A 26579-nucleotide genomic window follows, 5' to 3' on the forward strand; every position below is an offset into this window, starting at 1 on the left:
TTTATAATTTGTTAGATTCAATGCAGATGACTTATGAAGTTATTGAGCATGGTCATATTGTTACAATTGATGAATGAAAAGAGACAAATATATGAGATTAAAAGCAGGAGAGGTTATTCCATTTGGAATATTGAATGATAATGAATTGTCTGTGAATGTTGTTTTTGATAATGATCTTTTTGAAATCATTGGAATTCATCTGTTAAGGAATGATAAAACTCTCTTTATGAAAACAAATGAATTGATAAGAATGATAAAAGAGCATGGGAACAGTTTTGAAAGTATACATATTGAATAACATGTATGTGTTATTCTTTTTATTTAATAATATATAATTATTCTTGATGACTTATTTGATTTATAAGATAGTTAAAGGTTTAGGAGGAAGAAAATGAATAATAAAGAAATTGTAAGATATCTATATGAAGTTGTTGTTTCTAAGAATCTAATCGAAGAACTTTCACAATATATATCAGAAGATTGCGTTTTGAAAGTTGGTGAAGAAACAATTCCATTAGGCGTAAATGGCATGAAACAACATCTTATCGATGTAAAAAAGACATATCCGGATTATACAATGAAAATAATAAGGCAATATGAGGATGGAGATTGTATTATTTCTGAATTTATAATGGAGGGGACACATGAGGGTGAATGGATTGGAATAAAACCAACGTATAAAAAATTATCATTTACAGGTGTTGATATTGATAAGGTTGTTGATGGAAAAATTGTTGAGCATGGTGGTGCTGTGAATACATTTGATACTTTATATGAGCATCATCTTATTAAAGCAGCATAATTAAGTATGAAAATAAAAGAGTAATAGAAAATATGAATTGAAGTGATAAACAGGATATGACAAAAAAGGAAAATAATCATCAAAAATAGACATATAAAAACATACGATAAAATCAGCGTTTTTAAATATAGTCTATTTTTTTTTTGAAAAAAAACGAAAAAAAGACTTTACAAGGGAGAGGAGAAATGATATTATAAGTGAGCACTCGACGAGAGAGGCGCCAGAGAGGTGCCGAAAACGGGTCAAGGACATTGAAAACTAAACAGAAAACACGTCAAAGAAAGTAGTAAGAAAAAAGAGTCAAGAGAACAAGTTATTGTTTGAGATAAACAATGGAGAGTTTGATCCTGGCTCAGGATGAACGCTGGCGGCGTGCCTAATACATGCAAGTCGAACGCACTGATTTTATCAGTGAGTGGCGAACGGGTGAGTAATACATAAGTAACCTGCCCTCATGAGGGGGATAACTATTAGAAATGATAGCTAAGACCGCATAGGTGAAGGGGTCGCATGACCGCTTCATTAAATATCCGTATGGATAGCAGGAGGATGGACTTATGGCGCATTAGCTGGTTGGTGAGGTAACGGCTCACCAAGGCGACGATGCGTAGCCGACCTGAGAGGGTGGACGGCCACACTGGGACTGAGACACGGCCCAGACTCCTACGGGAGGCAGCAGTAGGGAATTTTCGGCAATGGGGGAAACCCTGACCGAGCAACGCCGCGTGAGGGAAGAAGTATTTCGGTATGTAAACCTCTGTTATAAAGGAAGAACGGTATGAATAGGAAATGATTCATAAGTGACGGTACTTTATGAGAAAGCCACGGCTAACTACGTGCCAGCAGCCGCGGTAATACGTAGGTGGCGAGCGTTATCCGGAATCATTGGGCGTAAAGAGGGAGCAGGCGGCAATAGAGGTCTGCGGTGAAAGCCTGAAGCTAAACTTCAGTAAGCCGTGGAAACCAAATAGCTAGAGTGCAGTAGAGGATCGTGGAATTCCATGTGTAGCGGTGAAATGCGTAGATATATGGAGGAACACCAGTGGCGAAGGCGACGATCTGGGCTGCAACTGACGCTCAGTCCCGAAAGCGTGGGGAGCAAATAGGATTAGATACCCTAGTAGTCCACGCCGTAAACGATGAGTACTAAGTGTTGGGGGTCAAACCTCAGTGCTGCAGTTAACGCAATAAGTACTCCGCCTGAGTAGTACGTTCGCAAGAATGAAACTCAAAGGAATTGACGGGGGCCCGCACAAGCGGTGGAGCATGTGGTTTAATTCGAAGCAACGCGAAGAACCTTACCAGGTCTTGACATACCTCTAAAGGCTCTAGAGATAGAGAGATAGCTATAGGGGATACAGGTGGTGCATGGTTGTCGTCAGCTCGTGTCGTGAGATGTTGGGTTAAGTCCCGCAACGAGCGCAACCCTTGTCGCTAGTTACCATCATTAAGTTGGGGACTCTAGCGAGACTGCCTCTGCAAGGAGGAGGAAGGCGGGGATGACGTCAAATCATCATGCCCCTTATGACCTGGGCTACACACGTGCTACAATGGACGGATCAAAGGGAAGCGAAGCCGCGAGGTGGAGCGAAACCCAAAAACCCGTTCTCAGTTCGGACTGCAGTCTGCAACTCGACTGCACGAAGTTGGAATCGCTAGTAATCGCGAATCAGAATGTCGCGGTGAATACGTTCTCGGGCCTTGTACACACCGCCCGTCACACCATGAGAGTTGGTAACACCCGAAGCCGGTGGCTTAACCGCAAGGAGAGAGCTGTCTAAGGTGGGACTGATGATTAGGGTGAAGTCGTAACAAGGTATCCCTACGGGAACGTGGGGATGGATCACCTCCTTTCTAGGGAGAAGAGCGTGAGTTTCTGTTTAGTTTTGAGTGAGCTTGAAGAGGGCGAACTCAGGGAACATTGAAAACTGAATAGTAATCTAGTAAAAACAAAACTTTTTACAAACGAAAAGATAAGATGAAAGAAACGAGATCAGGAATAGAAATTCATGAGAAGGTTGAATCATCTAGTCAAAGTGGTAAAAAAACTAAGATAACAAGCTGAGTGATCGAGAGATCACGAAACAAAAAAACAAGTAGAACTTGAACACTTTAGGTTAAGTAAGAAAGAGCGTATGGCGAATGCCTAGGCACAAAGAGGCGAAGAAGGACGCAGCAAACGGCGAAACGCGACGGCGAGCAGTAAGCAGGCAAGGACCCGTCGATGTCCGAATGGGGGAACCCGGCATCCGTAATGGGATGTCAGCGCATGATGAATAAATAGTGATGCGTGGCGAGACGCAGGGAACTGAAACATCTCAGTACCTGCAGGAGAAGAAAGTAAAGAACGATTCCGTAAGTAGCGGCGAGCGAAAGCGGAGGAGCCCAAACCATCGCAAAGATGGGGTTATAGGGCTGTCAGCGAAGCAGACATGACATGATAGGAGAAGCTTCTGGGAAGGAGCGACGAAGAGGGTGACATTCCCGTATCCGAAATCGTGAAGTGATGCGAGACAGTACCTGAGTACGTCGGGGCACGTGGAATCCTGACGGAATTATCGAGGACCATCTCGAAAGGCTAAATACTCCTTTGTGACCGATAGTGAACCAGTACCGTGAGGGAAAGGTGAAAAGAACCCCGGGAGGGGAGTGAAAGAGAACCTGAAACCATATGCTTACAAGAAGTCAGAGCCCGTTAAGGGGTGATGGCGTGCCTTTTGTAGAATGAGCCGGCGAGTTATGATATGCAGCGAGGTTAAGCAGGAGATGCGGAGCCGAAGCGAAAGCGAGTCTGAATAGGGCGAGAGTTGTATGTCATAGACCCGAAACCGAGTGATCTAGCCATGATCAGGTTGAAGTTGGGGTAAAACCCGATGGAGGACCGAACCGACCCCCGTTGAAACGTTGGCGGATGAATTGTGGCTAGGGGTGAAATTCCAAACGAACTCGGAGATAGCTGGTTCTCCCCGAAATAGCTTTAGGGCTAGCGTCAGAGTGAAAGTTATGTGAAGGTAGAGCACTGAATATGTGATGGCCTCATCCCGAGGTACTGAATATAATCAAACTCCGAATGTCACAGGAACATATCTGGCAGTCAGACTGCGGGTGATAAGGTCCGTAGTCAAAAGGGAAACAGCCCAGACCATCAGCTAAGGTCCCAAAATATATGCTAAGTGGAAAAGGATGTGGAGATGTCCAGACAACCAGGAGGTTGGCTCAGAAGCAGCCACCCTTTAAAGAGTGCGTAACAGCTCACTGGTCGAATGACTCTGCGCCGAAAATTTACCGGGGCTAAGCATAATACCGAAGCTATGGATTTATACGACAAGTATAAGTGGTAGGGGAGCGTTCCTGTCAGCGAGGAAGCATGACCGCAAGGACATGTGGAGCGGCAGGAAGAGAGAATGCCGGTGTGAGTAGCGGAACGTGGGTGAGAATCCCACGCACCGAATACCCAAGGTTTCCAGAGGAAGGTTCGTCCGCTCTGGGTAAGTCGGGACCTAAGGCGAGGCCGAAAGGCGTAGTCGATGGACAACGGGTGGAGATTCCCGTACCTGATGAAGAGGCAATGGAGTGACGGAGCAGGCTAGGCGATCCAGCTGCTGGAATAGCTGGTGCAAGCGAGGTAGGGGACATCCAGGCAAATCCGGATGTTGAAACCCGAAGGCGTGACGCGTATGGAACATTACGATAAGTACAGAAGTCGCCGAAGCAAGCTTCCAAGAAAAGCTTCTAGCAATCAACTCTTTGTCAGCCCGTACCGAAAATGGACACACATGGGTGAGGAGAGAATCCTAAGGTGAGCGAGAGAACTATAGCTAAGGAACTCTGCAAAATGACTCCGTAACTTCGGGAGAAGGAGTGCTCATTGAGAGATGAGCCGCAGTAAAACGGCCCAAGCGACTGTTTACCAAAAACACAGCTCTCTGCCAAGACGCAAGTCGAAGTATAGGGGGTGACGCCTGCCCGGTGCTGGAAGGTTAAGAGGAGTGGTCAGCGCAAGCGAAGCCATGAATTGAAGCCCCAGTAAACGGCGGCCGTAACTATAACGGTCCTAAGGTAGCGAAATTCCTTGTCAGGTAAGTTCTGACCCGCACGAAAGGCGTAACGATTTGGGCGCTGTCTCAGCTGTAGACTCGGTGAAGTCTTAGTACCTGTGAAGATGCAGGTTACCCGCGACTAGACGGAAAGACCCCATGGAGCTTTACTGTAGCTTGATATTGGATTTTGATGCATGATGTACAGGATAGGTAGGAGACGAAGAGACGGATACGCCAGTATTCGAGGAGTCGCCGTTGGGATACTACCCTTCATGTATTGAAGTTCTAACCGGACGCCATAAGCTGGCGACGGGACAGTGTCAGGTGGGCAGTTTGACTGGGGCGGTCGCCTCCCAAAGAGTAACGGAGGCGCCCAAAGATACCCTCAGCATGGTTGGAAATCATGCGTAGAGTGCAAAGGCAAAAGGGTGTTTGACTGCGAGACCAACAAGTCGAGCAGGGACGAAAGTCGGGCTTAGTGATCCGGCGGTGCCGAATGGAAGGGCCGTCGCTCAACGGATAAAAGCTACCCTGGGGATAACAGGCTGATCTCCCCCAAGAGTTCACATCGACGGGGAGGTTTGGCACCTCGATGTCGGCTCATCGCATCCTGGAGCTGAAGTCGGTTCCAAGGGTTGGGCTGTTCGCCCATTAAAGCGGTACGCGAGCTGGGTTCAGAACGTCGTGAGACAGTTCGGTCCCTATCTGTCGTGGGCGTAGGAAGTTTGAGGAGAGCTGCCCTCAGTACGAGAGGACCGGGGTGGACAGACCAATGGTGCACCAGTTGTCACGCCAGTGGCACAGCTGGGTAGCTAAGTCTGGAAGGGATAAACGCTGAAGGCATCTAAGTGTGAAGCCCCCTCCAAGATGAGACTTCCCATTCTTCGGAAGTAAGACCCCTCAAAGACGATGAGGTTGATAGGTCAGAGGTGTAAGCGCAGCGATGTGCGAAGCTGACTGATACTAATAGGTCGAGGACTTAACCAGAAGAAGGTTGTTCAAGAAGAAGGCGAGATTACTGTTCAGTTTTGAGTGCTCCGAGAGGAAGGCACCAGGAGAGATCTGGTAGCGATAGCATGATGGAAACACCTGTACCCATCCCGAACACAGAAGTTAAGCATCATAACGGCGACGATAGTGAGCAATCGCGACAATAGCAAGCTGCCAGTTCACTTCGGATATCCACACTGGATATCCTTTTTTTTGTTTTAGCTAATTTTTTGATAAAGTGTTCATTTTTGTTTATATATGTTAGAATAAAGAAGTATAAATATAATAGGGAGGTGGTCAAGATGATTCTAGGTTATATTTGCCGTAGAGTCGAAGGCACTGAGCTTCGTACAGAGTCTATTAATAGATAGACTAGGCGATAGAGGGATACTCTAGCTGTGCGAAGCGATTATAATCAATCGCCTAATCTTATGAATCTTAGGCTCTGTTTATTTTAATTTTTATATAAAATAAAGGAGCAAATAAAATGATTGAAATAGGAATGCATAAAATTTGTAAGAATTTTGGATATAAACAAGTTATACAAAATGTGAGTTTTGAAATACTCACTGGTGATAGAGTAGGAATTGTAGGCAAGAATGGTAGTGGTAAATCAACACTCTTTAAAATGATTGTAAAAGATGAGTATCCAGATACTGGAACTATTACGATTCGTAAAGATGCTACTATTGGATATTTAGAACAAATACCAGCAATTCTTAATGAAGATATCACTACAAGAAGTATTTTAATGACTTCATTTACAGAAATTCAAAAAACAGAAGAAAGATTGCGTACATTAGAACTGAAAATGATGCAGGATAGTACAAATGAAGCATTATTAGATAGATATGCAAGAATTCAGAATCAATATATATCTCAAGGTGGATATGAAGTTGAGGAAAAATTGAGTAAAGTGGTGAAGGGGTTTAAATTAGAAAATATTATAGACAAACAATTTTCTATATTAAGTGGTGGCCAGAAAACTGTTGTGAATTTGGCAAGATTAATATTAACTGAACCTGATATACTCTTATTAGATGAGCCAACAAATCATTTGGATATTGTTATGTTGGAATGGTTAGAGAATTATTTAAATAAGTATCAGGGAACAGTTGTAATTATATCACATGACCGCTATTTTCTAGATAAAGTTACCAATAAAACTATTCTTTTAGAAAGTGGAGAATGTCGCTTATTTCATGGTAATTATTCATATAGTTTAAAAGAACAAGAAAAGTTATTGTTGCAAGAGTTTGAGCAATATAAAACTCAACAGAAAAAAATAGAAGCAATGAAAGCTTCTATTAAACGCTATCGTGATTGGGGCAATCAGGCTGATAATGAAAAATTCTTTAAAAAGGCTAAGGAATTAGAGAAACGTTTAAAGAAGATAGAAGTATTAGACAAGCCTCAATTAGAAAAGAAAAAAATTCCTGTACATTTTATAGGGGAACGTAGTAGTCATGAAGTTTTAAAAGCAAAAAATCTAGGAATATCATATGATCATTTATTATTATTTTCAAATGCAAGTTTTACACTCTATTACCAAGAAAAAATAGTATTATTAGGAAATAATGGATCGGGAAAGACGTCTTTCATAAAAGCATTATTAGGGCATTTAACTTCATATACTGGTGAATTAGAAGTGGCTGAAACAACTAAGATTGGATATATTCCACAAGAGATTCGCTTTAAAGATAATAGTGATTCTATATTACAAGCCTTTCGTAGGGAAGTTCCCTGTTTAGAGGGGGAGGCCAGAAGAATTCTTGCTAAATATGACTTTTATAAAGATCAAGTCTTTAAACGGGTAGGCAATTTATCTGGTGGAGAAAAAGTATTGTTAAAATTGGCTATATTAATGCAAAATGAGATTAATTTTTTGATATTAGATGAGCCTACTAATCATATTGATATAGAAACGAGAGAAATTCTTGAACAAGCTTTATTAGAATACGAAGGTACTTTATTGTTTGTATCACATGACCGATATTTCATAGATAAACTAGCTAAAAGATATTTAGTTATAAAGGATGGTAAAATTTCTAGTTTTTATACTGAGTACTAATATAGTAGAAGACCAAAACTCATAAAGTCTTTTGGTCTTTTTTTAACTTTTATAAAGGCTTTATTGCAAAGAATAATAAAAAAATGTTCTCTCAAGAATAGAAACTCAGTTTTTCATGACTGAATTACCTATTAAAAAGACAACATATCAAAATATATTTTTATGTTCTTTGATCAAATTGTTGATGACATTTAGGACAAGTTACAGTAATATCACCTTTTCCTTTAGGAACACGTAAATACTGTTTACAGTGAGGACATTTTAAATATTTATGAGTTTTTCTATACTTCCACTGATTTTTTTGTCTATTAAAAAACTTTCTTATTCCTTCAGTTTTGTTCAAATACCATTCATTCTCAGCTCTACGCTTATAATATTGTTTAGAAAACATTCTAAACAGACTATAAATGATTGTAGCATAGCATAGAATCATAATTGGCGGATAAACAAAAGAAAGTATTGCTAAAATAATGTAAAATACAAATAAGAAGTTTCCTAATTGGTCAGCACCATATCTACCATACATAAAATTTCTAAACCATTTCATTTTTATCACCTATCTCTATTATATAGATGAATTATGAATGAAATATGTACAAATTTATCTAATTCTATAGTATAATAAATATTTGTGGAGGTTGATATCATTATGTATAATCAATATCGAGAAGGTTGGTTAGAAGTTATTTGTGGGTGTATGTTTGCGGGAAAGACTGAAGAGTTAATAAGACGTATCAATGTCCTTTCTTTTGCTAAGAAAAACATTATTGTATTCAAGCCAAAAGTTGATAATCGTTATTCTGAGACTGAAATTGTCTCTCATGCTGGAACAAAAGTGCAATGCATTGTTGTTGAAAATTCAAAAGATATATTAAGATATATAAAACCTGATACAGATGTTGTAGCAATAGATGAAGTTCAATTTTTTGATAGAGATATAGTAGATGTTTGTGAGTATTTGGCAGATAGAGGATTGCGCGTTATGGTTGCTGGATTAGATAAAGACTTTAGAGGAGAGCCATTTGGTGTTTTGCCAGAACTCTTAACACGTGCTGAGTTTGTAACAAAGTTAACTGCTGTTTGTGCAAAATGTGGAGCACCTGCAACTCGTACACAAAGACTTGTTGATGGTAAACCAGCATCTTTTGAAGATCCAATTGTCTTGGTTGGTGCTGTTGATCATTATGAGCCAAGATGTAGACACTGTCATGAAATTTTAAATAAGCCAAATAAATTTTAAAAGTTCATCTTCAAGACATATTTATGTTTTATATTATTTGTGTCGAAAGACAAATACGATAGTATTGATTCCCCTCAAATCTATCATATATCCCTAAGAAAGAGATGTTTCCCCAAAGCATCTCTTTCATTTTTTTGTTTATAAAAGTAAAAAAAGTTTAAAATAATGGTGAAGGTGAAAATATGAGATTATGGCATGAAGATTTAATACCATTGTTACCAACTCAACAATTATTAGGACAACATAGAGAAATATGTGCTTTAAGAGGATTGAGTTGGAAGAAACCACATAGTGTTGTTAATTATGTTTTTGAACACCCGTATCAAGATCTTTTTGAATTTCATGTTATTGTGATGAAAGAAATGGAAAATCGTGGTTATTCTATTAATCCATTATGGAAAAATCGATATTATCGAGGTCAAAGAATAGGTATTGAAATATCAGAGATGACTGTTAAAAAGGAAAAATGTATTACACATCCTATTTATCAGGAACATAATGAAACTTATTATCAAGAGTGTATTGATAATCTTAAAGGAAAAGGCATAAATGTCGATTATTGAAAATGGAAATACACAATAAATACATCAGATGTTCATATATCGTTCATATAGAATAGGTATATTATACTTGTGAAGAATAAAAATTCATAAAAACTCCCTTTAAAATATGCAGTATAAAAAAGAATCGAGTCATTCGATTCTTTTTTTTGTATAAAGGATTAAGATACTATGAAAATAATGGAAAAGTGTTTTTTTTCTTATAGAAAATGTTATACTAAAGAATATAAGGAAGTGATAAAATGAGTTGTATAATTAGGATAAATGAGGCAAGACCTATATTAACAGATACAGAAATTGAAATTGCAGATTTTATATTAGAAAATAAATCTGATGTTATTAATGATTCAACGCAGACATTAGCACAAAAAACAATGACATCACCAGCAGCTATTATCCGTTTTTCAAAAAAAATAGGATTTTCAGGATTTTCACAATTAAAAATAGAATTGGCTAAAGATTTATCGAATGATTCTATGGAATTTGATAATTTATTAGATCCTAATGAAAGTATGGATTCACTATTAAAAAAAGCATATCAGTCAAATATTCAAACAATTGAAAAGACTTATGGATTAATTGATTCAAGGGTTATTGAAAGAGTAGTTCAGGAGATTATTTCTTGTCGTAACATCTATTTATTTGGAATTGGTGGTTCAGGAACAGTGTGTGAGGATTTTCAACATAAACTTTTAAGAATAGGTAAAACATCAATTTATTATGCTGATACACATCTTCAATTAACTGTAGTACCAAACATGCAAAAAGATGATTTAGCATTTTTTATCAGTTATAGTGGAAAAACAAAGGAAATAGTGACTGCAGCAAAATGGGCTAAACATATGGGAATGAAATCTGTTGCAATAACGCAATCTGCTTATAATGATTTGGGAAAATTAGCTGATATGGTTATTACAATTCCAATTGAAGAAAAAGAATTAAGAATTGGAGCAACATCATCAAGATTATCCTCTTTGATTGTTATTGATTTATTATATTATGCAATTGCTAGACATGATAAAGAAGAAACTCATAAACGTATAGTAGATACAAGAAAGATTATTGATGAAATACAGAAGTAGAAATGATTTCTGTATTTTTTTATAAAAAAAGCCATTCATTAAAATGGCTTAGGAGTGATTTGTCCTAGAATGACATAACGATTTGCTCCTGTTGAAGATTTAACATTAGAATAATGGTGATTCAATGTTTCATTTCCTAATATAGCAAAAGCAATAGCTTCTTTAGCATCGCTTGAATAACCAATCTCATCTTGAGTATAAACAGGGATTGGATAGAGTTCATCTTTTATAAATTGCATTAGTGTATCATTATGACTCCCTCCACCACCAATAATAACATCATCCAAAGGGTACTTTGTAAGTATATCTCTCTGATAATGAAATGCAATGCTTTTGGCAGTGAACATTGTGAAAGTTGTGATGATATCTGCCTTTTCATGCTGAGAATATCTTGATAGAATATCTTTAACAAAGAACTCTCCAAAATCCTCTCGACCAGTTGATTTAGGTGGAAGTTTTTGCATAAAAGGATGATTCATTAATTCATCAAGTAATACAGGAATAACTTTGCCTTGTTTTGCAATTTGTCCATGATCATCAAAAGGCAGATTATAAAGGATTTGACAAGCTTCATTAATCATCATATTACCAGGTCCAGTATCAAAAGCAAAAATATCATCAATATTTAAAGAACCATTTAAAAATGTTAAATTACCAATACCGCCAATATTTTGAAGAATTCTATTTTTATGTGATTGACTATAAAGAATATATTCGCTATAAGGGACTAATGGGGCACCCTGACCACCAGCGGCCATATCCATAACTCTAAAATTAGATATAACAGTTGTTTGAAACTGATAAGCAAGAATTGCTGCTTCACCAATTTGTAGAGTTGAACGATATAAAGATTCTTTATTCTCTGGAATATGAAAAATTGTTTGTCCATGACTTGCGATGTAATCAATTTTTTCTAATGGGAAATTAGCTTTTTGAAGTAGTGCTTTGACTGCATCACAAAAAGAATAACCCAACTCAAAGTTCAAGCTACAAATGAGATCACTATGAGAATGTTCTAAGGAACATGCTTTTTTTATTTTTGAAACAAGTTCTTTATGGAGAGGATATTCGTTATAAGCGATAACCTCCAATTGTGTCTCTGTACTATATCCAGTTATTTTAACAAGAACTGTATCAATTCCATCTAATGATGTCCCTGACATAATACCTATACCATACATAAATATACCTCCTATTTATAAACATTGTATAATTTATGAAATAAAATTTCAATAATTATATGAATATATTCTTTTAAATAGTTATATATTAGGTTGTTAGGAATAAAATTTCTTAATAATATACTAATTTATTAAAATAAATTAACGATTAATTAATAAATATATTGAAATATTATTTCAGATAATGTAGAATAAAGATGAAAGGAGGGGGAAGTGGATGCCAAAGGATTTAAGTTTGCTGATGACAGAACAACAGAATATAAATACATTACACATAGATGAAATGGATACCATCGACATTTTAAACACGATTAATCATGAGGACCAAAATGTTGCACTGGCTGTAAAAAATGAACTTGCTGCTATTTCTAGAGCTGTAGATGCAATTTATCAAAAGGTTGCATGTGGTGGAAGACTTATTTATATCGGTGCGGGAACTTCTGGACGTTTAGGAGTGTTAGATGCTTCAGAATGTCCACCAACTTATGGGGTTTCATCAACACTGGTACAAGGTATTATTGCTGGAGGTCCAAATGCATTACAAAATGCAATAGAGGGAGCAGAAGATTCTCAAGAACTTGCTAAAGAAGATTTAGAAAAAATTGGATTAACTGAACATGATGTTGTTTGTGGTTTGGCAGCTTCAGGACGTACACCATATGTTATAGGAGGACTTGAATATGCTAATCTCATTGGAGCTACAACTCTATCAATCTGTTGTGTTAATAATGGAGTGATTTCAGATTATGCTCAATATCCAATTGAAGTGAAAGTAGGGCCTGAAGTCATCACTGGATCAACAAGAATGAAGGCAGGAACTGCACAGAAGATGGTGCTCAATATGTTATCTACTTCAGTCATGATCAAACTTGGGAAAGTCTATGGTAATTTAATGATTGATGTTCAACCTACAAATGAGAAATTAAAAGATAGAGCAATTGGTATTGTTGAAAATTGTACAGAACTTTCATCAATAGAAGCAAAAAAATTATTAGAGACAACAAGGTATGATGTCAAATGTGCAATCTTAATAGAAAAAACAGGATTAGATTTTGAATCGTGCCGAGATTTATTATTAAAATATCAGAACAATGTTGCAAAAGTTATAAGACAGTATAAAAAATAATGAAGGAGTGATTCAAATGGCGACAAAAGTTGTAACACCCAATTATAAAAAAGTGAAGAGAATTAAAAAAGAAGATGTCAATACATCTCCAATACCAAAGTTCAGTTATAAAAGTGCTTTTATTATTGTTATAAGTGCTGCACTCTCTTGCTTTTTCCTCCCTAACATGCTTGCAATTTTTGGAGTAGACACAAGAATCACAACAATGATAGGAAACGCTGTTATCATTAGTTTTGCAGTTTGTTATTGTCATTATTTTATAGAAACTGATAAAGGTTTTCATAAAAACTTTATTGGAATGTATTTGGGATTTTTTATAGCAATCGGAATTATTAGTTATTTCTGGTTGTATATTGGACTTTATATGTAAAAGAAAGGGGATTTAGTTCATGATAGATAAATTAACAATGTTTTTTGATCAAAAATTATCTGGACCTATGGAAAAACTAGCACAACAAAGACATTTGCGTGCAATTCGAGATGGTATTGTGGCAACTTTACCATTAATTATTGTAGGTTCATTTTTCTTGATTATTGCAATGCCACCTCTTCCACAAGATTGGGAGATTTATCAATTCTTAAATGGGAATGCAGCAACAATTATGCTTCCATATCGTATGACAATGTTTATTATGACAATTTATGCGACTTTTGGAATTGGATATAGTTTAGCAGAATCTTACAAGTTAGATAGATTAACTGGTGGAATTTTAGCAATGATTGCATTCTTATGCACAATTACACCTATATCTGTAGCGGCAGAAGCAGCAGAAGTGGCTGGTGTTTCAGGTTGGGTTATGCCAATGGCTAATTTAGGTGGGGGTGGATTGTTTGTTTCCATCATCGTCTCATGTTTAGCAGTGGAAGTTTATCGTTTAACTTCAAAATCTAAATTTAAAATCACGATGCCTGCTCAAGTTCCACCAGCTGTAGCACGTTCGTTTGAAGCGTTAACACCAACAATTGTTATCATTGTGGGAATGGCTTGTATTACTTATTTTATAGGATTTGATTGGCATGGTGCAGTTGCAACTGTCGTATCACCACTTGTTAAAGCAGCGGACAGCTTGCCAAGTGTTTTATTATTGATTTTCTTGATTACAGGATTTTGGTCTTTTGGTATTCATGGTGTTTCCATCATTGGTTCTTTAGCAAGACCTTTATGGTTACAATTAATTGATACAAATACAGCAATGGCAGCAGCTGGTCAAGCACCTACAGCAATAGCCGCAGAACCATTTTTCCAATGGTTTATCTGGATTGGTGGTTCAGGATGTACAATTGGACTTGCTATTTTAATGGCATTCCGTGCTAAATCTAAATATGCGAGTTCTTTAGGAAAAACATGTATTGTTCCATCTTTGTTTAACATTAATGAACCTGTCATTTTTGGAACACCAATTGTTTTAAATCCTATCTTAATCATTCCATTTATTGTTGTTCCAATGGTTTGTGCAACGATTGCGTGGATATTCACTTCACTTAATTTTGTAGATAAAGTCGTCATGACAGCACCGTGGACATTACCAGGACCAGTAGGAGCATATCTCGCAACTGGTGGGGATTGGCGAGCAGCAGTCTTGAATATTTTCTTGATTGCCTTATCAGTTATTCTTTATTATCCGTTCTTTAAAATTTATGATAAAAACTTATTAAAAGAAGAACAAGGAGAACTAACTGAAGAGTAAAAAATGAATAGCCTAGCGAATGCTGGGCTTTTCTTATAGAAAACATATGAAAAAATATGATGGGGTGAAGCACTTTTGTCTATTCAATATGAGAGGGTATGACCTTGAGCATAAAGGTTTAGATATTTAAGATTGTTGTTTATTTTTCTAGGACTTTACAATGAACGACACAGATACGTTTATTAAATAAGCAAATGATTAAACAAAAGTGAGAGCGTTGGATATTATTCTAATGAGAACGTTTTACAATATTATAATCAGATTATTAAGCAATCAAAATTCATATTTAACTGTTACAAAATGGCGATAGTCAATGAATCCAATTGGAATAAGAGTCACATTCAATCAATTCTATTATTGTCATCAAAAGCCAATTATTATTGCAGAAAATGGATTAGGCAATCAAGATATGTTAGAATGAGAGAGGACTATTCATGCTCCATATCAAATGACATATCTGAAAGAACATTTTCATGGGATTCGAGAAGCTTAAAAAGAATGAGTTGATACTGACAATGAAGGAAGAGTAAGGTATTGTCGATACAGAAAAGATAGTTTTTATTGGTATCAGCAACTTATTAAAAAGTATTATTAATAGGAGGAAACAGATATGAAGAAATTAGGAATTTCACTCTATGTAGAAAAATCTAATCTAGAGGAAATGAAAGCATATATAGATAAGGCTCATCAAGCAGGTTTTTCGCGCATCTTTTCATGTTTATTATCAGTGAATGAAAGTATTGATAAGATAAAATCAGATTTTTCTATGATCAATCAGTATGCTCATGAAAAAGGATTTGAAATCTTTGTAGATGTGAGTCCCAAGGTATTTGATAAATTAAGCATTAGTTATCAGGATTTAACATTTTTTAAAGACATTGGTGCTGATGGCATCCGTTTGGATGCAGGATTTAGTGGAAATGAAGAAGCCTTAATGACTTTTAATCCACAAGGATTAAAGATTGAAATCAATATGAGCAATGATACACATTACATTGACACAATTATGGATTATTGCCCTAATCGCAGTCAATTGGTGGGATGTCATAATTTTTATCCCCATCGTTATAGTGGGTTATCTTTAGAACATTTCTTAAAATGTACTCAAAACTTTAAGAAGTATGGTTTAACAACAGCAGCATTTGTTTCAACGAATCAGACCAATGCATATGGTCCATGGCCTACAAAAGAGGGCTTGCCAACATTGGAATTGCACCGTGAATTACCTTTAGAGGTTCAAATCAAACATATGATAGCACTAGATGTCATTGACAATATTATTATTTCTAATTGTTATCCAAGCGATGAAGAACTTAAAAAGATTTCACATATGCGATTGGATCTTGTGACATTTAATGTTGAACTTGTTAATTCTATACCTGAAGTTGAAAGAAAGATTGTTTTAGAAGAATTGCATTTTAATCGAGGAGATTATAATGATAATATGATTCGTTCTACACAAAGTCGTGTGAAATACAAAGGCCATGAATTTAAACTTTTCAATGTGCCTGATTATATTAATCCTGGTGATATTATTATTGAAAGTTCTGAATATGGACATTATGCAGGTGAATTACAGATTGCGAAAACACAAATGAGGAATAGTGGGAAAAGTAATATTGTTGGACATATCGTTGAAACTGAAAGATTTTTATTAACATATATAAAGCCATGGCAAAAATTTACATTTAATGAGGTGAAGTAAATGTATTATATAGGAATTGATGGTGGTGGAACAAAAACTGCATTTGGGTTATTTGATGATTATGGAAAATGTTTATACCAAGTGGATTATCCAACTTGTCATTTTTTACAGGTAGGTTTTGATGGATGTGCCAAACTTTTAAAAAAAGGTATAGAAGATGTTGTAAAGCATTTTCCTGATTCTTATCAGCAATTACTAATTGGTATTGGTATTGCTGGATATGGCAATGATAAGGTTATCCGTGAACAGTTGGAATCTCATATTGAAAAAGAATTGAAGGGATATCACTATGTTTTAACGAATGATATGCATATTGCATTAATTGGAGCACTTAATGGGCAAGATGGAATTGCTGTAGTGGCAGGAACAGGATCGATCGCAATGGCGCATGTTCATTCACAAATTTATCAAAGTGGTGGCTGGGGTTATCAACTTGGTGATGAAGGTTCAGCTTATTGGATAGGTAAACAAGTATTAAATGAATTTTGTAAACAGGCAGATAACCGACAACCAAGAGATGAGTTATATAATTATCTCTTAGATTATTTTACAATTGAAAACCCCTATGAAATCATATCTGTTATTCATGATATGAAGAATGAAAGAACAGATATTGCGGCATTAGCTAAGATATGTAGTGACTTTGCAGATAAAGGCCATTCAGTATGCCAAGATATTCTAAAACAGGCTGGTTATCATATTTCACAACTGGTCAAAGGATTGTTACCCCACTTTGAAAAAGAAAAACGAGTGACTTATTATGGTGGTGTTTTTCAAAATGCTATTTTTAAACAATCATTTTGTTCCCAGTTACCAGATTGTGAATTCATAGAACCAATTCATAATGCTCTTGTAGGAGCATATATGTTTGCAAGATTGAGTCTTTAAGACTCTTTTTTTACTATAAAGACAATATTTAGTTTGTCATCAGATTATGTTATAATGAACAAAATAAGGAGGGGCAAAATGGAGAATATCTTATTTGATTTAGATGGAACAATTACTGATCCATTTTTAGGGATTACACAATCAGTTGCTTATAGTTTAAAAAGTTTTGGAATTACAGTGAAGAGTTTGGATGATTTAAAAGTGTTCATTGGTCCACCATTGGATGTATCATTTAGAGAATATTATCAAATGAGTGAAAAGGATAGTTTAAAAGCAGTTGATAAATATCGTGAATATTTTTCTGATAAAGGATTATATGAAAATAAAGTTTATGAAGGAATGGAAGATTTTTTACAATCTTTGCTAGATAATCAAAAAAGACTTTATATATGTACAAGTAAACCGCTTGTCTTTGCACAAAAAATATTAGAACATTTTCATTTAGAGCATTTTTTTCATGGGATTTATGGTGCAGAGTTAGATGGAACAAGAAAGAATAAAGGCGATGTTATTGCTTATTGTCTTGAAAAAGAGAAACTTAATTCAGAGACTTGTATAATGGTAGGGGATCGTCAACATGATATTATAGGTGCTCATGCAAATCATATTCCTTGTATTGGTGTTTTATATGGTTATGGAAATAGAGAAGAATTTGAAAATTATCAATGTGATTATATTGTACAAGATTTAAATGAATTAAAAGGTGTTATTGAAAATGTATAAAAGAGTTATAAGAGAAGCTTTTCTATCTTCTATTCCAGTTATGATGGGATATATCGTATTAGGAATCGCTTTTGGAATGTTGCTGGAAAACAAAGGATATGGTGTTGTTTATGCACTGTTAATGAGTGTTTTTATCTATGCTGGAAGTATGCAATTTGTGGCTATTAATCTTTTAACAAGCGGAGCAAGTTTAATAAGTGCAGCCATTATGACTCTTTTAATTAATGCAAGACATATGGTTTATGGGTTATCAATGATTAAGAAATTTGATGATATGGGAAAGTTTAAGCTCTATATGATCTTCTCACTTACAGATGAAACATATTCATTGCTCGTTGGTTCTCAAGTGCCAGAAGATTGTAATCAAAGGTATTATTTATTTCTTATTTCTTTTTTTGATCAATGTTATTGGATCATTGGGAGCATTATTGGTGCATTTGTTGGATCATTAATGACAATAAATACAACAGGTTTAGATTTTGCTATGACAGCTTTATTTGTTGTTATTGTCTTAGAGCAGTTCTTAACAAGTGAGAGACATATTTATACATATATTGGGTTTGGTGTGAGTGTCATCTGTTTATTGATATTTGGTAGTGAGTCCTTTATTATTCCGTCCATGATTGGTATTATTTTAAGCCTGTTATTTATGTATAATAAGGGAGGAATGAAAGATGCATGAGTTATTGTTAATTGTTGTTATAGCTATAGTTACGCTTTTCACAAGAACAATTCCTTTTCTCTTATTTAAGAATCATAAGAATGCTTTTATTGAATATTTAGGTGACGTTTTGCCTTATGCTATTATGGCAATGTTAGTGGTTTATTGTTTAAAAAGTGTTCATTTATTAAGTGGAAACCATGGTATATGTGAAATGATTGGAGTTGGCAGTGTTATTATTCTCCACATGATAAAAAGGAATACATTGTTATCTATATTTGGAGGAACGCTTGTTTATATGTTATGTGTGCAAGTTTTGTTTGTTTAATAAATGTTCATTCAAGAACATTTTTTTGTTATAATAAAAACAGAGGTGATTCTATGAGGGAAAATATGAAGTATGATACAAATAAGTATCAATTAAGAGAATCTGTTTTAAAAAGAATGTTACAAATTATATCTCATCAAAAATATAAGGGTCCTGCTGGAACAGTTTTCTATGGAGATTCTATTACAGAATATTTTGATTTAGAGAGATTTATGCCTGCAATAGATCATAAATATAATTGTGGTATAGGAGGTATAACTTCAAATATGCTGCTTCACTTTGTAGATGAGGGGGTATTAAAATATGAACCGGAACAAGTTTTTTTAATGATTGGTACAAATGATTTAGGAAATACACTGATGTTAAGTCCTAGAGATATTGCTTTAAACGTTAAAGAATTGATTGAAATTATTCATTATAATTTACCTCATTGTAAAATTCATTTGTTAAGCTGTATACCATGTATTGAAGATCAACATGGTTATAAATCAACAAAACAGGGAATGAGAAGTAATGATATCCTAAAGATGATTTTTAAAGAATACAAGAGAATGATTCCCTATGAATATGTTCATTTTATAAATGTGTATCCAGCTTTATGTAATAAAAAAGGTGAACCAATTAAAAACTATTATGTTGATGGTTTACATATTAATGATGAAGGATATCTTGCTTTATCTAAAGCAATTCAAGATCAATTATGAAAAAGAAACTTATTATAATTATATCAATCATAAGTGCTTTTTTTATAATTGGTTTGGGTGTTTCTTTAAAAATGAAAGAAGGGTATACACTTTCAACGGATAAAGAGATCATTGAGGTGATGGGAAAAATTGTAAATAACATACCTGATGCAGTTGAAATACTGCAAAAGCGTATATATAAAAATGAGGATAATCAATTAATGCTCGTTGTTGTGCGTTCGCAAGGAATGAAAATATTACAAATATTTCAAGAGAATGAGTATCAAAGGTATGAAGAATATTATAATTATATACTAGATGATAAGACAGTGCTTATGCTTACTGATTCACGTCATAAATCAACATATGTGATTTGTAATAATGAGTTTCGTCAAATTGCTGGAATATCAGTTATTAGTGAAACAGATGTTAGCGGTACAAAGCCTATAATGACTTCAGGAAAATATATTATTGAATGTTATAATATAATTGATGAAGCAATGTTTATAAATCTTGTGGATGAGAATGGAGATATTATTGAGAACTTTTCTTTTGCACAAGAGACAATTCGATAAAAGGAGACATTTATGCAAAACTATTGTGAAATATCAACTCCAAAAGGTGTAATGAGAGGGTTCTTTCATACACCACAAAACAAAGAGTTTCCTGTCTGTATCATCTTCCATGGATTTACAGGATGTAATACAGGAACCAAGTTTTCATATGTTCAACTCTCAAGGATGCTAGTAACTCAAGGGATTGGAACGATACGTATGGATTTTTTGGGGAGTGGAGAATCAGATTTGAATTTTAGTGATATGACATTTGATGATGAATTATCATGTGCTAGGATTATTTTAGAAGAAGTTAAAAAAATGCCATCAACAACGAAAATCTATGTATTGGGGCATTCTATGGGTGGTGCTGTCGCAAGTGAACTTGCGAAACTTTATCCTAATGATATTTCTAAATTATGTTTGTGGGCACCAGCATTCAATTTGCCAAGTGCAGTTGAATATTTGAAAGGTCATGTTCCTCAAGCAGATTTCTATGATCACAATGGTTTTCAAATATCAGATGAGTTTGTCAAAGATATGCTTTCAAGAGACTTTTATAAAGGTATAGAGATTTATAAGAACCAATTAATGATTATTCATGGAACAAATGATCAAACAGTACCATTTGCTATATCAGAAAAATATCTTCAAGGTTTTCATAATGCTATTTTTAAACCTATTGAAAATGGCTCTCATAATTATGATTGTTTACAACATATCCAAGAGGTTCTTAAATATACATATGAATTTCTAACAGATGCACTTTAGCATCTTTTTTTGGTTCTAGGAAGATGAAACCGCTACACATAAGAAAGGAATGTCACTGTGTATAATTTTTATTGATTTCATCGCCATATTTTATTGTGTTTTGACATAATTGTGTTATAATCATAAAGGCGAAAAGGAGTGCTCAATACATGAATAACATTAGAAATATAGCTATTATAGCACACGTTGACCACGGAAAAACAACTCTTGTGGATCAATTATTAAAATTATCTGGTACATTAAAAGATAATGAACAAATTGCTGAAAGAGCAATGGATAGTAATGCAATTGAAAGAGAAAGAGGTATTACAATCTTAGCAAAAAATACAGCAATTAATTATAAAGATTACAGAATTAATATTATGGATACACCAGGCCATGCAGACTTTGGTGGTGAAGTAGAACGTATCATGAACATGGTAGATGGTGTTTTATTGGTTGTTGATGCTTATGAAGGAACAATGCCACAAACACGTTTTGTATTAAAGAAAGCATTAGAAGCAAAGGTTAAACCAATTGTTGTTATTAACAAAGTGGATAGACCAGTTGTTCGTATTAATGAAGTCATGGATGAAGTTCTTGAATTATTTATGGAATTAGGTGCAGATGACAATCAATTAGATTTCCCAACTGTATTTGTTTCAGCCTTAATGGGAACATCAAGTTTAGATACTGATCTTGCTACTCAGGTTCCTAATATGGATTGCTTGTTTGATATGATAATTAATGAAATACCTGCCCCTTTGGTTGATGAAGAAGGTGCATTACAATTCCAGCCAGCATTATTGGATTATAATGATTATGTAGGACGTATTGGGATTGGACGTATTCAAAGAGGAAAAATCAAAGTCAATGAAACTGTCTCTTGTATACGTGGAGATGGAACAAAGACACAATTTAGAATTCAAAAATTATTTGGTTTTATTGGATTACATAGAATTGAAATCGAAGAAGCAAGTGCTGGAGATATTGTTGCAATTGCTGGTTTAGCTGATATTGGTGTTGGTGAAACAGTATGTACAATGGGACAAGAAGAGCCATTACCATTATTAAGAGTTGATGAACCAACGATACAGATGGTATTTGGTACAAATACATCACCATTTGCAGGTAAAGATGGTAAATTTGTAACTGCAAGTAAAATTGAAGAAAGATTGTTTAAAGAAACAAATCGTGATGTTTCTTTGAAAATCGAAAGAATTCCTAATAGTGAGGAATGGATTGTTTCTGGACGTGGAGAATTACATTTATCAATTTTGATTGAGAATATGCGTAGAGAAGGTTATGAATTACAAGTTTCAAAGCCTAAAGTTATCATTAAAGAAATTGATGGGGTTCAATGTGAACCATATGAAGAAGTCTTCATTGAAGCGCCAGATGAGTGTATTGGTAGTGTTATTGAATCATTAGGATTTAGACGTGGAACATTAGAAAATATGGAATCTGATAATGGAATGACAAAAGTCCATTATGTTATTCCTTCACGTGGATTAATTGGTTTCATGACAAACTTCTTAACAATGACAAAAGGATATGGAATTATCAATCATTCCTATTTAGAATATAGACCTATGGAAGGCGATGCAGTTGGAGAGAGACAACTTGGTGTTCTTGTTTCAATTGACGCTGGACAAACGACAGCTTATGCTTTAGGTGGTGTAGAAGATCGTGGGGTTATGTTTATTGGTCCAGGTGTTGAAGTTTATGAAGGTATGATTGTTGGTGAACATAGTCGTGATAATGATTTGGTTGTTAACGTCACAAAAGGAAAACAATTAACAAATACACGTTCTTCTTCAAAAGATTCAACAGTTGTCTTAAAAAAGCCTAGATTCTTTAATCTTGAAGCATGTTTAGATTATGTCAATGATGATGAACTTGTTGAAGTTACACCAGAGAATATTCGTTTAAGAAAACGTTTATTAACTGAAAATGAAAGAAGAAAAGCATATAATAAGAAGAATGGATAATTCCGTTCTTTTTTTATTTTCCGAAATTTGACAAATATGATATAATAAACAAGAAGGGAGAGGGGAATTATGAAGAAATTTGAAGGTATTGAACAAATTGGCTTTACAGTCAATAAAGCACATAATGTTGCATTTGGAACGGTTGGAGAATATAAATTTATTATTAATTTTTTACCACAACAAAGACAATATTCTATAATTGCAACAATGAAAAATGATAATGAAACGGGAGTCTTATCACAATATTTAGAAACTATGGATAAAGGTCAGTTTATCAATTGGACTCATTATAAAGATCATGCAGTTATAGTTAACTTAAAAAATGATAAAAATCTTACTGTGTGGGATTTAGATAAAATTATGAAAGAAATTGCAGGCTTTGCATCTCAAAATGGTTATGTCCAATGTTGTCGTCATTGTGGACAAGAAACACCAATAGATGTATGTAGTATAAATGGTTATAATGATTTATCATGTCCTAACTGTTTAGGGCAGCTTGCTGAAAATCAGCCAAAATTGAAAGAAGTTAATCTACCACTTGGAATTGTGGGAGCGTTGGCTGGATCACTGATTGGCGTTTTAGTTTGGGTAATTATTTATAAAATGGGATTTGTTGCTGGTATTACTGGTTTTATTATGTCAGTATGCTGTTTTAAAGGATATGAAATGCTTGGTGGTAGAATTGATAAAAAAGGTGTTTGGATTGCTGTTGCTATAGCGATTGTTATGCTAGGTGCTGCTGAGCTCATATCAGTTGGTTTAGAAATTTATGATGTCTTTGGAGAGATGTATGGAATAAGTATGGCTGATGCATTTAGAGCTATTCCTGCTTTTTTAGAAGAACCTGAAATAATGGGGCCAATTGTTAAGGATTTATTATTTGGATATGTATTTATGGCGGCAGCAAGCTTCTCATATATTAAAAATATTAATAGAACAGTTAGCACGGATGGTGTTGTAGAACGTTTAGGGTAGTGAGAAATCTCTACCTTTCTACATATAATGACATAAGTTTTGTAAATATGACAATAAATATGTACGATTGCAAAGAAATATATGGGAATATTACAAAAAATGGAATAAAGTTTGTATAAAGAAGAAAAAAGTGATATATTATCATTAATAAATGAGGGTATTCTCTTGAAAAAGTAATCGCTTTCATTTATAATAACAAGTAAGGAGGATGGATAGTGAAACTAAAATTACAAGTACAATTTAATAATAAAAATGTTGAAACAACAAATATCGAAAAACTAGTTAAAGAGGATGTTAAGGCACAAGGTGTTAAAATGACAACTGTGGACACATTAGAGGTTTACTATAAACCAGAAGATTCTTCAGTATATTATGTTGCTACAACAAAAACTGGTGAAGTTGTTGGTAATGATCAACCACTTTACATCAGCTAGTTCTTAGTATTACTTCAATAAAATATACCCAAAATGATAAAGGAACCAATCATGGTTCCTTTATTTCTTTGTTTAGGGAACTGGTTCCATAAAAAATAAATATTTTTATAAAAAAATATTGACTAAATCATGAAAGCGTTTTATAATGCAATTGTGGAACCGGTTCTATACGGTGGGAGGAGAATGAAAATGAGCGAGAATAAACAAGAAAAGTACTTGCGTATTTCTAAGGAACTTGTTGAGAATGTAGGAGGTTTGGATAATATTCAAGGTGTTGCGCATTGTGCAACAAGACTACGTATTGTTTTAAATGACAATGCATTAGCTAATATAGAAAAGTTAGAAGAAATTGATTTGGTAAAAGGTGTATTTATTGCTGGGGATCAGTTACAGTTAATTTTTGGAGCGGGTCTCGTGAATGATGTTTATAACGTTTTTAGCCAATATACTCATACTGAAAATATGTCACTAGGAGATATTAAACAGCAAAGTGCTAAAAAACAAAATCCATTACAAGCCATTATTAAATCCTTATCAGATGTTTTTATTGATATTATGCCAGGAATTCTTGCGGCAGCATTATTAATGGGAATTACAGGAGTTTTAAGTAAGTGGGATGTTGTTGCTAATAATGAAACTCTATATGCTATTAATAAATTAGCAAGTTTGGCTTCAAATGGTATCTTTGCTATTTTACCAATGGCAGTTTGTTATAGTGCTACTAAACGATATGGTGGAAAACCTATCTTAGGAATGATAGTTGGTGCTATTATGTTAGATGCTTCTTTAGCAAATGCTTACTCTGTTGGTTCCGGAAGTGCGACTGCGGAAGTGATTAGAATTCTTGGATTGCCAATTGAACTTGTTGGATTTCAAGGGGGAATTATCATTGCTTTGATGATGGGATTTATTGTTGCTAAGTTAGATATTTTCTTTGATAAAAAGATACCTGATGTTGTAAAACTATTGTTTTCGCCATTGTGTACTGTCTTTATTTCAACAGTCTTACTATTTACAATTATTGGGCCAGTTGGACGTGAATTATCGAATGGGATTACAGGTATTTTGATCTGGGTAACACAAAATTTAGGGGCTGTTGGATATATGATTTTTGCAGGTGTACAACAGATCATTGTCATTACAGGATTACATCATATTTTGGGTGCAATTGAAGCTCAGCTTATTGCAGACACAGGAAGAAATTTCTTGAATCCATTAATGTCAGTAGCACTGATTGGTCAAGGTGGAGCAGTCTTGGGGTATCTTGCAATGAATTGGAAAAATCTAAAGGCAAGAGAATTATGTATTCCTTCTTTTGCATCAACTCTCTTTGGAATTAGTGAACCTGCTATTTTTGGAATCAACTTGCGTTATAAGTATCCATTAGTTGCAGGATGTTTAGGTGCAGCAGTGGCTGGAGCTTATGTTTATATTACTGATTTGGCTGCATTCGGTTTTGGAACAACTGCTGTTCCAGGAATTGCTATTTGTGATCCTAGTCATAATGGTTATATCAATTATATTATTGCACATGTTATTGCTTTGATTATTGGCTGTGTATTAACAGTTATCTTTGGCAAGCTGTCTAAGAAAAAATCAGCTGACAATGTAGAAGAAGTGGTTTATGAAATGGAAGATCAAAATGAGTTTACTGGTGAAATTCAAGTTGTTTCTCCAGTTATTGGAGTTGTTAAAAATATTAGCCAATCAAGTGATGCAACATTTGCTTCAAAATCAATGGGAGATGGCATTGTGGTTGATGTTGAAGATGGACAAGTGCTTTCTCCTTGTGATGGAACAGTAACATTTGTATTTCCAAGCAAACATGCTATTGGAATAACGATGAAAGATGGTTCAAGTGTTTTGATTCATTGTGGAATTGATACAGTGAATATGAATGGAGAAGGATTTGAAACATTTGTAACTGTTGGTCAAACTGTAAAAATGGGTGACCCATTATTAACATTTGATATTACTTTAGTGAAAGAAAAAGGTTATTCTTCTGAAACTATGATGGCTTTTGAAGTGAAAGAAGGACGTACTCTTGAAATGAAATTTACTGGACAAACAAATGGTCAAGATGTTATAGCAGTTTTAAAGTAGAGGA

The 26579-nt window shown here is 34.8% G+C and carries 23 protein-coding genes and 3 rRNA genes; 24 read left to right on the forward strand and 2 right to left on the reverse strand.

The genetic code is table 11. The annotated features are described in order from the left end of the window. Positions 1-91: 91 nt before the first annotated feature. The 6 genes from GQF29_RS09540 to abc-f all read left to right on the forward strand — a co-directional run bounded on the left by GQF29_RS09540 (position 92) and on the right by abc-f (position 7903). Positions 92-298 (forward strand): YbaK/EbsC family protein, encoded by a 207-nt coding sequence (locus tag GQF29_RS09540; protein ID WP_017143970.1) that lies wholly within the window; start codon positions 92-94, stop codon positions 296-298. 93 nt (positions 299-391) lie between these two features. Continuing rightward, entirely contained in the window at positions 392-802 is a 411-nt protein-coding gene (locus GQF29_RS09545; protein ID WP_008790635.1) for an ester cyclase, read from the forward strand. A gap of 329 nt (positions 803-1131) precedes the next feature. Next, a 16S ribosomal RNA gene (locus tag GQF29_RS09550) occupies positions 1132-2656 on the forward strand. Between the two features lie 261 nt (positions 2657-2917). Beyond that, positions 2918-5829: ribosomal RNA gene (locus tag GQF29_RS09555) — 23S ribosomal RNA — on the forward strand. A gap of 74 nt (positions 5830-5903) precedes the next feature. Next, positions 5904-6012, forward strand: a 5S ribosomal RNA gene (gene rrf, locus GQF29_RS09560). The 16S, 23S and 5S rRNA genes sit together here, the layout of an rRNA operon. 307 nt (positions 6013-6319) lie before the next feature. Next, positions 6320-7903: a ribosomal protection-like ABC-F family protein gene (abc-f, locus tag GQF29_RS09565; protein ID WP_008790821.1), complete on the forward strand. Its 1584-nt coding sequence runs from the start codon at positions 6320-6322 to the stop codon at positions 7901-7903. A gap of 160 nt (positions 7904-8063) precedes the next feature. Here abc-f and GQF29_RS09570 read toward each other — a convergent pair whose 3' ends face one another. Next, positions 8064-8450 (reverse strand): 6TM ABC transporter family protein, encoded by a 387-nt coding sequence (locus GQF29_RS09570; protein WP_008790822.1) that lies wholly within the window; start codon positions 8448-8450, stop codon positions 8064-8066. A gap of 102 nt (positions 8451-8552) precedes the next feature. Between GQF29_RS09570 and GQF29_RS09575 the strand changes: the two genes are divergently transcribed. From GQF29_RS09575 to GQF29_RS09585, 3 genes are all read left to right on the forward strand, one after another. Continuing rightward, positions 8553-9143: a thymidine kinase gene (locus GQF29_RS09575; protein ID WP_008790823.1), complete on the forward strand. Its 591-nt coding sequence runs from the start codon at positions 8553-8555 to the stop codon at positions 9141-9143. A gap of 182 nt (positions 9144-9325) precedes the next feature. Further along, entirely contained in the window at positions 9326-9706 is a 381-nt protein-coding gene (locus GQF29_RS09580; RefSeq protein WP_054688943.1) for a TIGR02328 family protein, read from the forward strand. Positions 9707-9945: 239 nt separating this feature from the next. Continuing rightward, a complete protein-coding gene (locus tag GQF29_RS09585) occupies positions 9946-10785 on the forward strand; it encodes a MurR/RpiR family transcriptional regulator (protein ID WP_008790825.1) in 840 nt (279 codons plus the stop codon). Between the two features lie 38 nt (positions 10786-10823). On the opposite strand, the gene anmK is transcribed toward GQF29_RS09585, so the two are convergent. Further along, positions 10824-11966, reverse strand: a complete 1143-nt coding sequence (gene anmK / locus GQF29_RS09590; RefSeq protein WP_054688941.1) for an anhydro-N-acetylmuramic acid kinase AnmK — start codon at positions 11964-11966, stop codon at positions 10824-10826. 217 nt (positions 11967-12183) lie between these two features. On the opposite strand from anmK, the gene murQ reads away from it, so the two are divergent. The 15 genes from murQ (at position 12184) to GQF29_RS09665 (ending at position 26575) form a co-directional block, all read left to right on the forward strand. Continuing rightward, on the forward strand, positions 12184-13092 hold the full coding sequence (gene murQ, locus GQF29_RS09595; RefSeq protein WP_008790827.1) for an N-acetylmuramic acid 6-phosphate etherase: 909 nt from the start codon (positions 12184-12186) through the stop codon (positions 13090-13092). Positions 13093-13108: 16 nt separating this feature from the next. After that, positions 13109-13462: a hypothetical protein gene (locus GQF29_RS09600; RefSeq protein ID WP_008790828.1), complete on the forward strand. Its 354-nt coding sequence runs from the start codon at positions 13109-13111 to the stop codon at positions 13460-13462. Positions 13463-13481: 19 nt separating this feature from the next. Further along, positions 13482-14780 (forward strand): PTS sugar transporter subunit IIC, encoded by a 1299-nt coding sequence (locus GQF29_RS09605; protein WP_008790829.1) that lies wholly within the window; start codon positions 13482-13484, stop codon positions 14778-14780. 610 nt (positions 14781-15390) lie between these two features. Continuing rightward, positions 15391-16485 (forward strand): DUF871 domain-containing protein, encoded by a 1095-nt coding sequence (locus tag GQF29_RS09610; RefSeq protein WP_117598969.1) that lies wholly within the window; start codon positions 15391-15393, stop codon positions 16483-16485. After that, complete coding sequence (locus tag GQF29_RS09615; protein ID WP_160340799.1) at positions 16486-17373, forward strand: N-acetylglucosamine kinase; 888 nt, start codon at positions 16486-16488, stop codon at positions 17371-17373. It begins immediately after the preceding gene. Positions 17374-17451: 78 nt separating this feature from the next. Next, positions 17452-18096, forward strand: coding sequence for an HAD family hydrolase (locus GQF29_RS09620; RefSeq protein WP_008790832.1), 645 nt, complete (start codon positions 17452-17454; stop codon positions 18094-18096). Next, positions 18089-18778: an AzlC family ABC transporter permease gene (locus GQF29_RS09625; protein ID WP_008790833.1), complete on the forward strand. Its 690-nt coding sequence runs from the start codon at positions 18089-18091 to the stop codon at positions 18776-18778. Before GQF29_RS09620 ends, GQF29_RS09625 begins: the two co-directional genes overlap by 8 nt. Beyond that, the gene (locus tag GQF29_RS09630) at positions 18771-19085 is read left to right on the forward strand and encodes a branched-chain amino acid transporter permease (protein ID WP_008790834.1); all 315 of its coding nucleotides are present in this window, start codon (positions 18771-18773) and stop codon (positions 19083-19085) included. The genes GQF29_RS09625 and GQF29_RS09630 overlap by 8 nt, the downstream gene beginning before the upstream one ends. Positions 19086-19150: 65 nt before the next feature. Continuing rightward, positions 19151-19789, forward strand: coding sequence for a GDSL-type esterase/lipase family protein (locus GQF29_RS09635; RefSeq protein WP_236916413.1), 639 nt, complete (start codon positions 19151-19153; stop codon positions 19787-19789). Then, entirely contained in the window at positions 19786-20343 is a 558-nt protein-coding gene (locus GQF29_RS09640) for a hypothetical protein (RefSeq protein WP_008790836.1), read from the forward strand. Before GQF29_RS09635 ends, GQF29_RS09640 begins: the two co-directional genes overlap by 4 nt. Before the next feature lie 12 nt (positions 20344-20355). Continuing rightward, a complete protein-coding gene (locus GQF29_RS09645) occupies positions 20356-21093 on the forward strand; it encodes an alpha/beta hydrolase (RefSeq protein ID WP_008790837.1) in 738 nt (245 codons plus the stop codon). 149 nt (positions 21094-21242) lie between these two features. Next, positions 21243-23063: a translational GTPase TypA gene (typA, locus tag GQF29_RS09650; RefSeq protein ID WP_008790838.1), complete on the forward strand. Its 1821-nt coding sequence runs from the start codon at positions 21243-21245 to the stop codon at positions 23061-23063. A gap of 69 nt (positions 23064-23132) precedes the next feature. Next, positions 23133-24038, forward strand: a complete 906-nt coding sequence (locus GQF29_RS09655; protein WP_008790839.1) for a hypothetical protein — start codon at positions 23133-23135, stop codon at positions 24036-24038. Between the two features lie 215 nt (positions 24039-24253). Then, positions 24254-24472 (forward strand): DUF6465 family protein, encoded by a 219-nt coding sequence (locus GQF29_RS09660; protein WP_008790840.1) that lies wholly within the window; start codon positions 24254-24256, stop codon positions 24470-24472. 189 nt (positions 24473-24661) lie between these two features. Then, complete coding sequence (locus tag GQF29_RS09665; RefSeq protein ID WP_008790841.1) at positions 24662-26575, forward strand: PTS sucrose transporter subunit IIABC; 1914 nt, start codon at positions 24662-24664, stop codon at positions 26573-26575. Positions 26576-26579 lie beyond the last annotated feature (4 nt).

Source organism: Coprobacillus cateniformis (assembly GCF_009767585.1).
Lineage (GTDB): Bacteria > Bacillota_I > Bacilli_A > Erysipelotrichales > Coprobacillaceae > Coprobacillus > Coprobacillus cateniformis.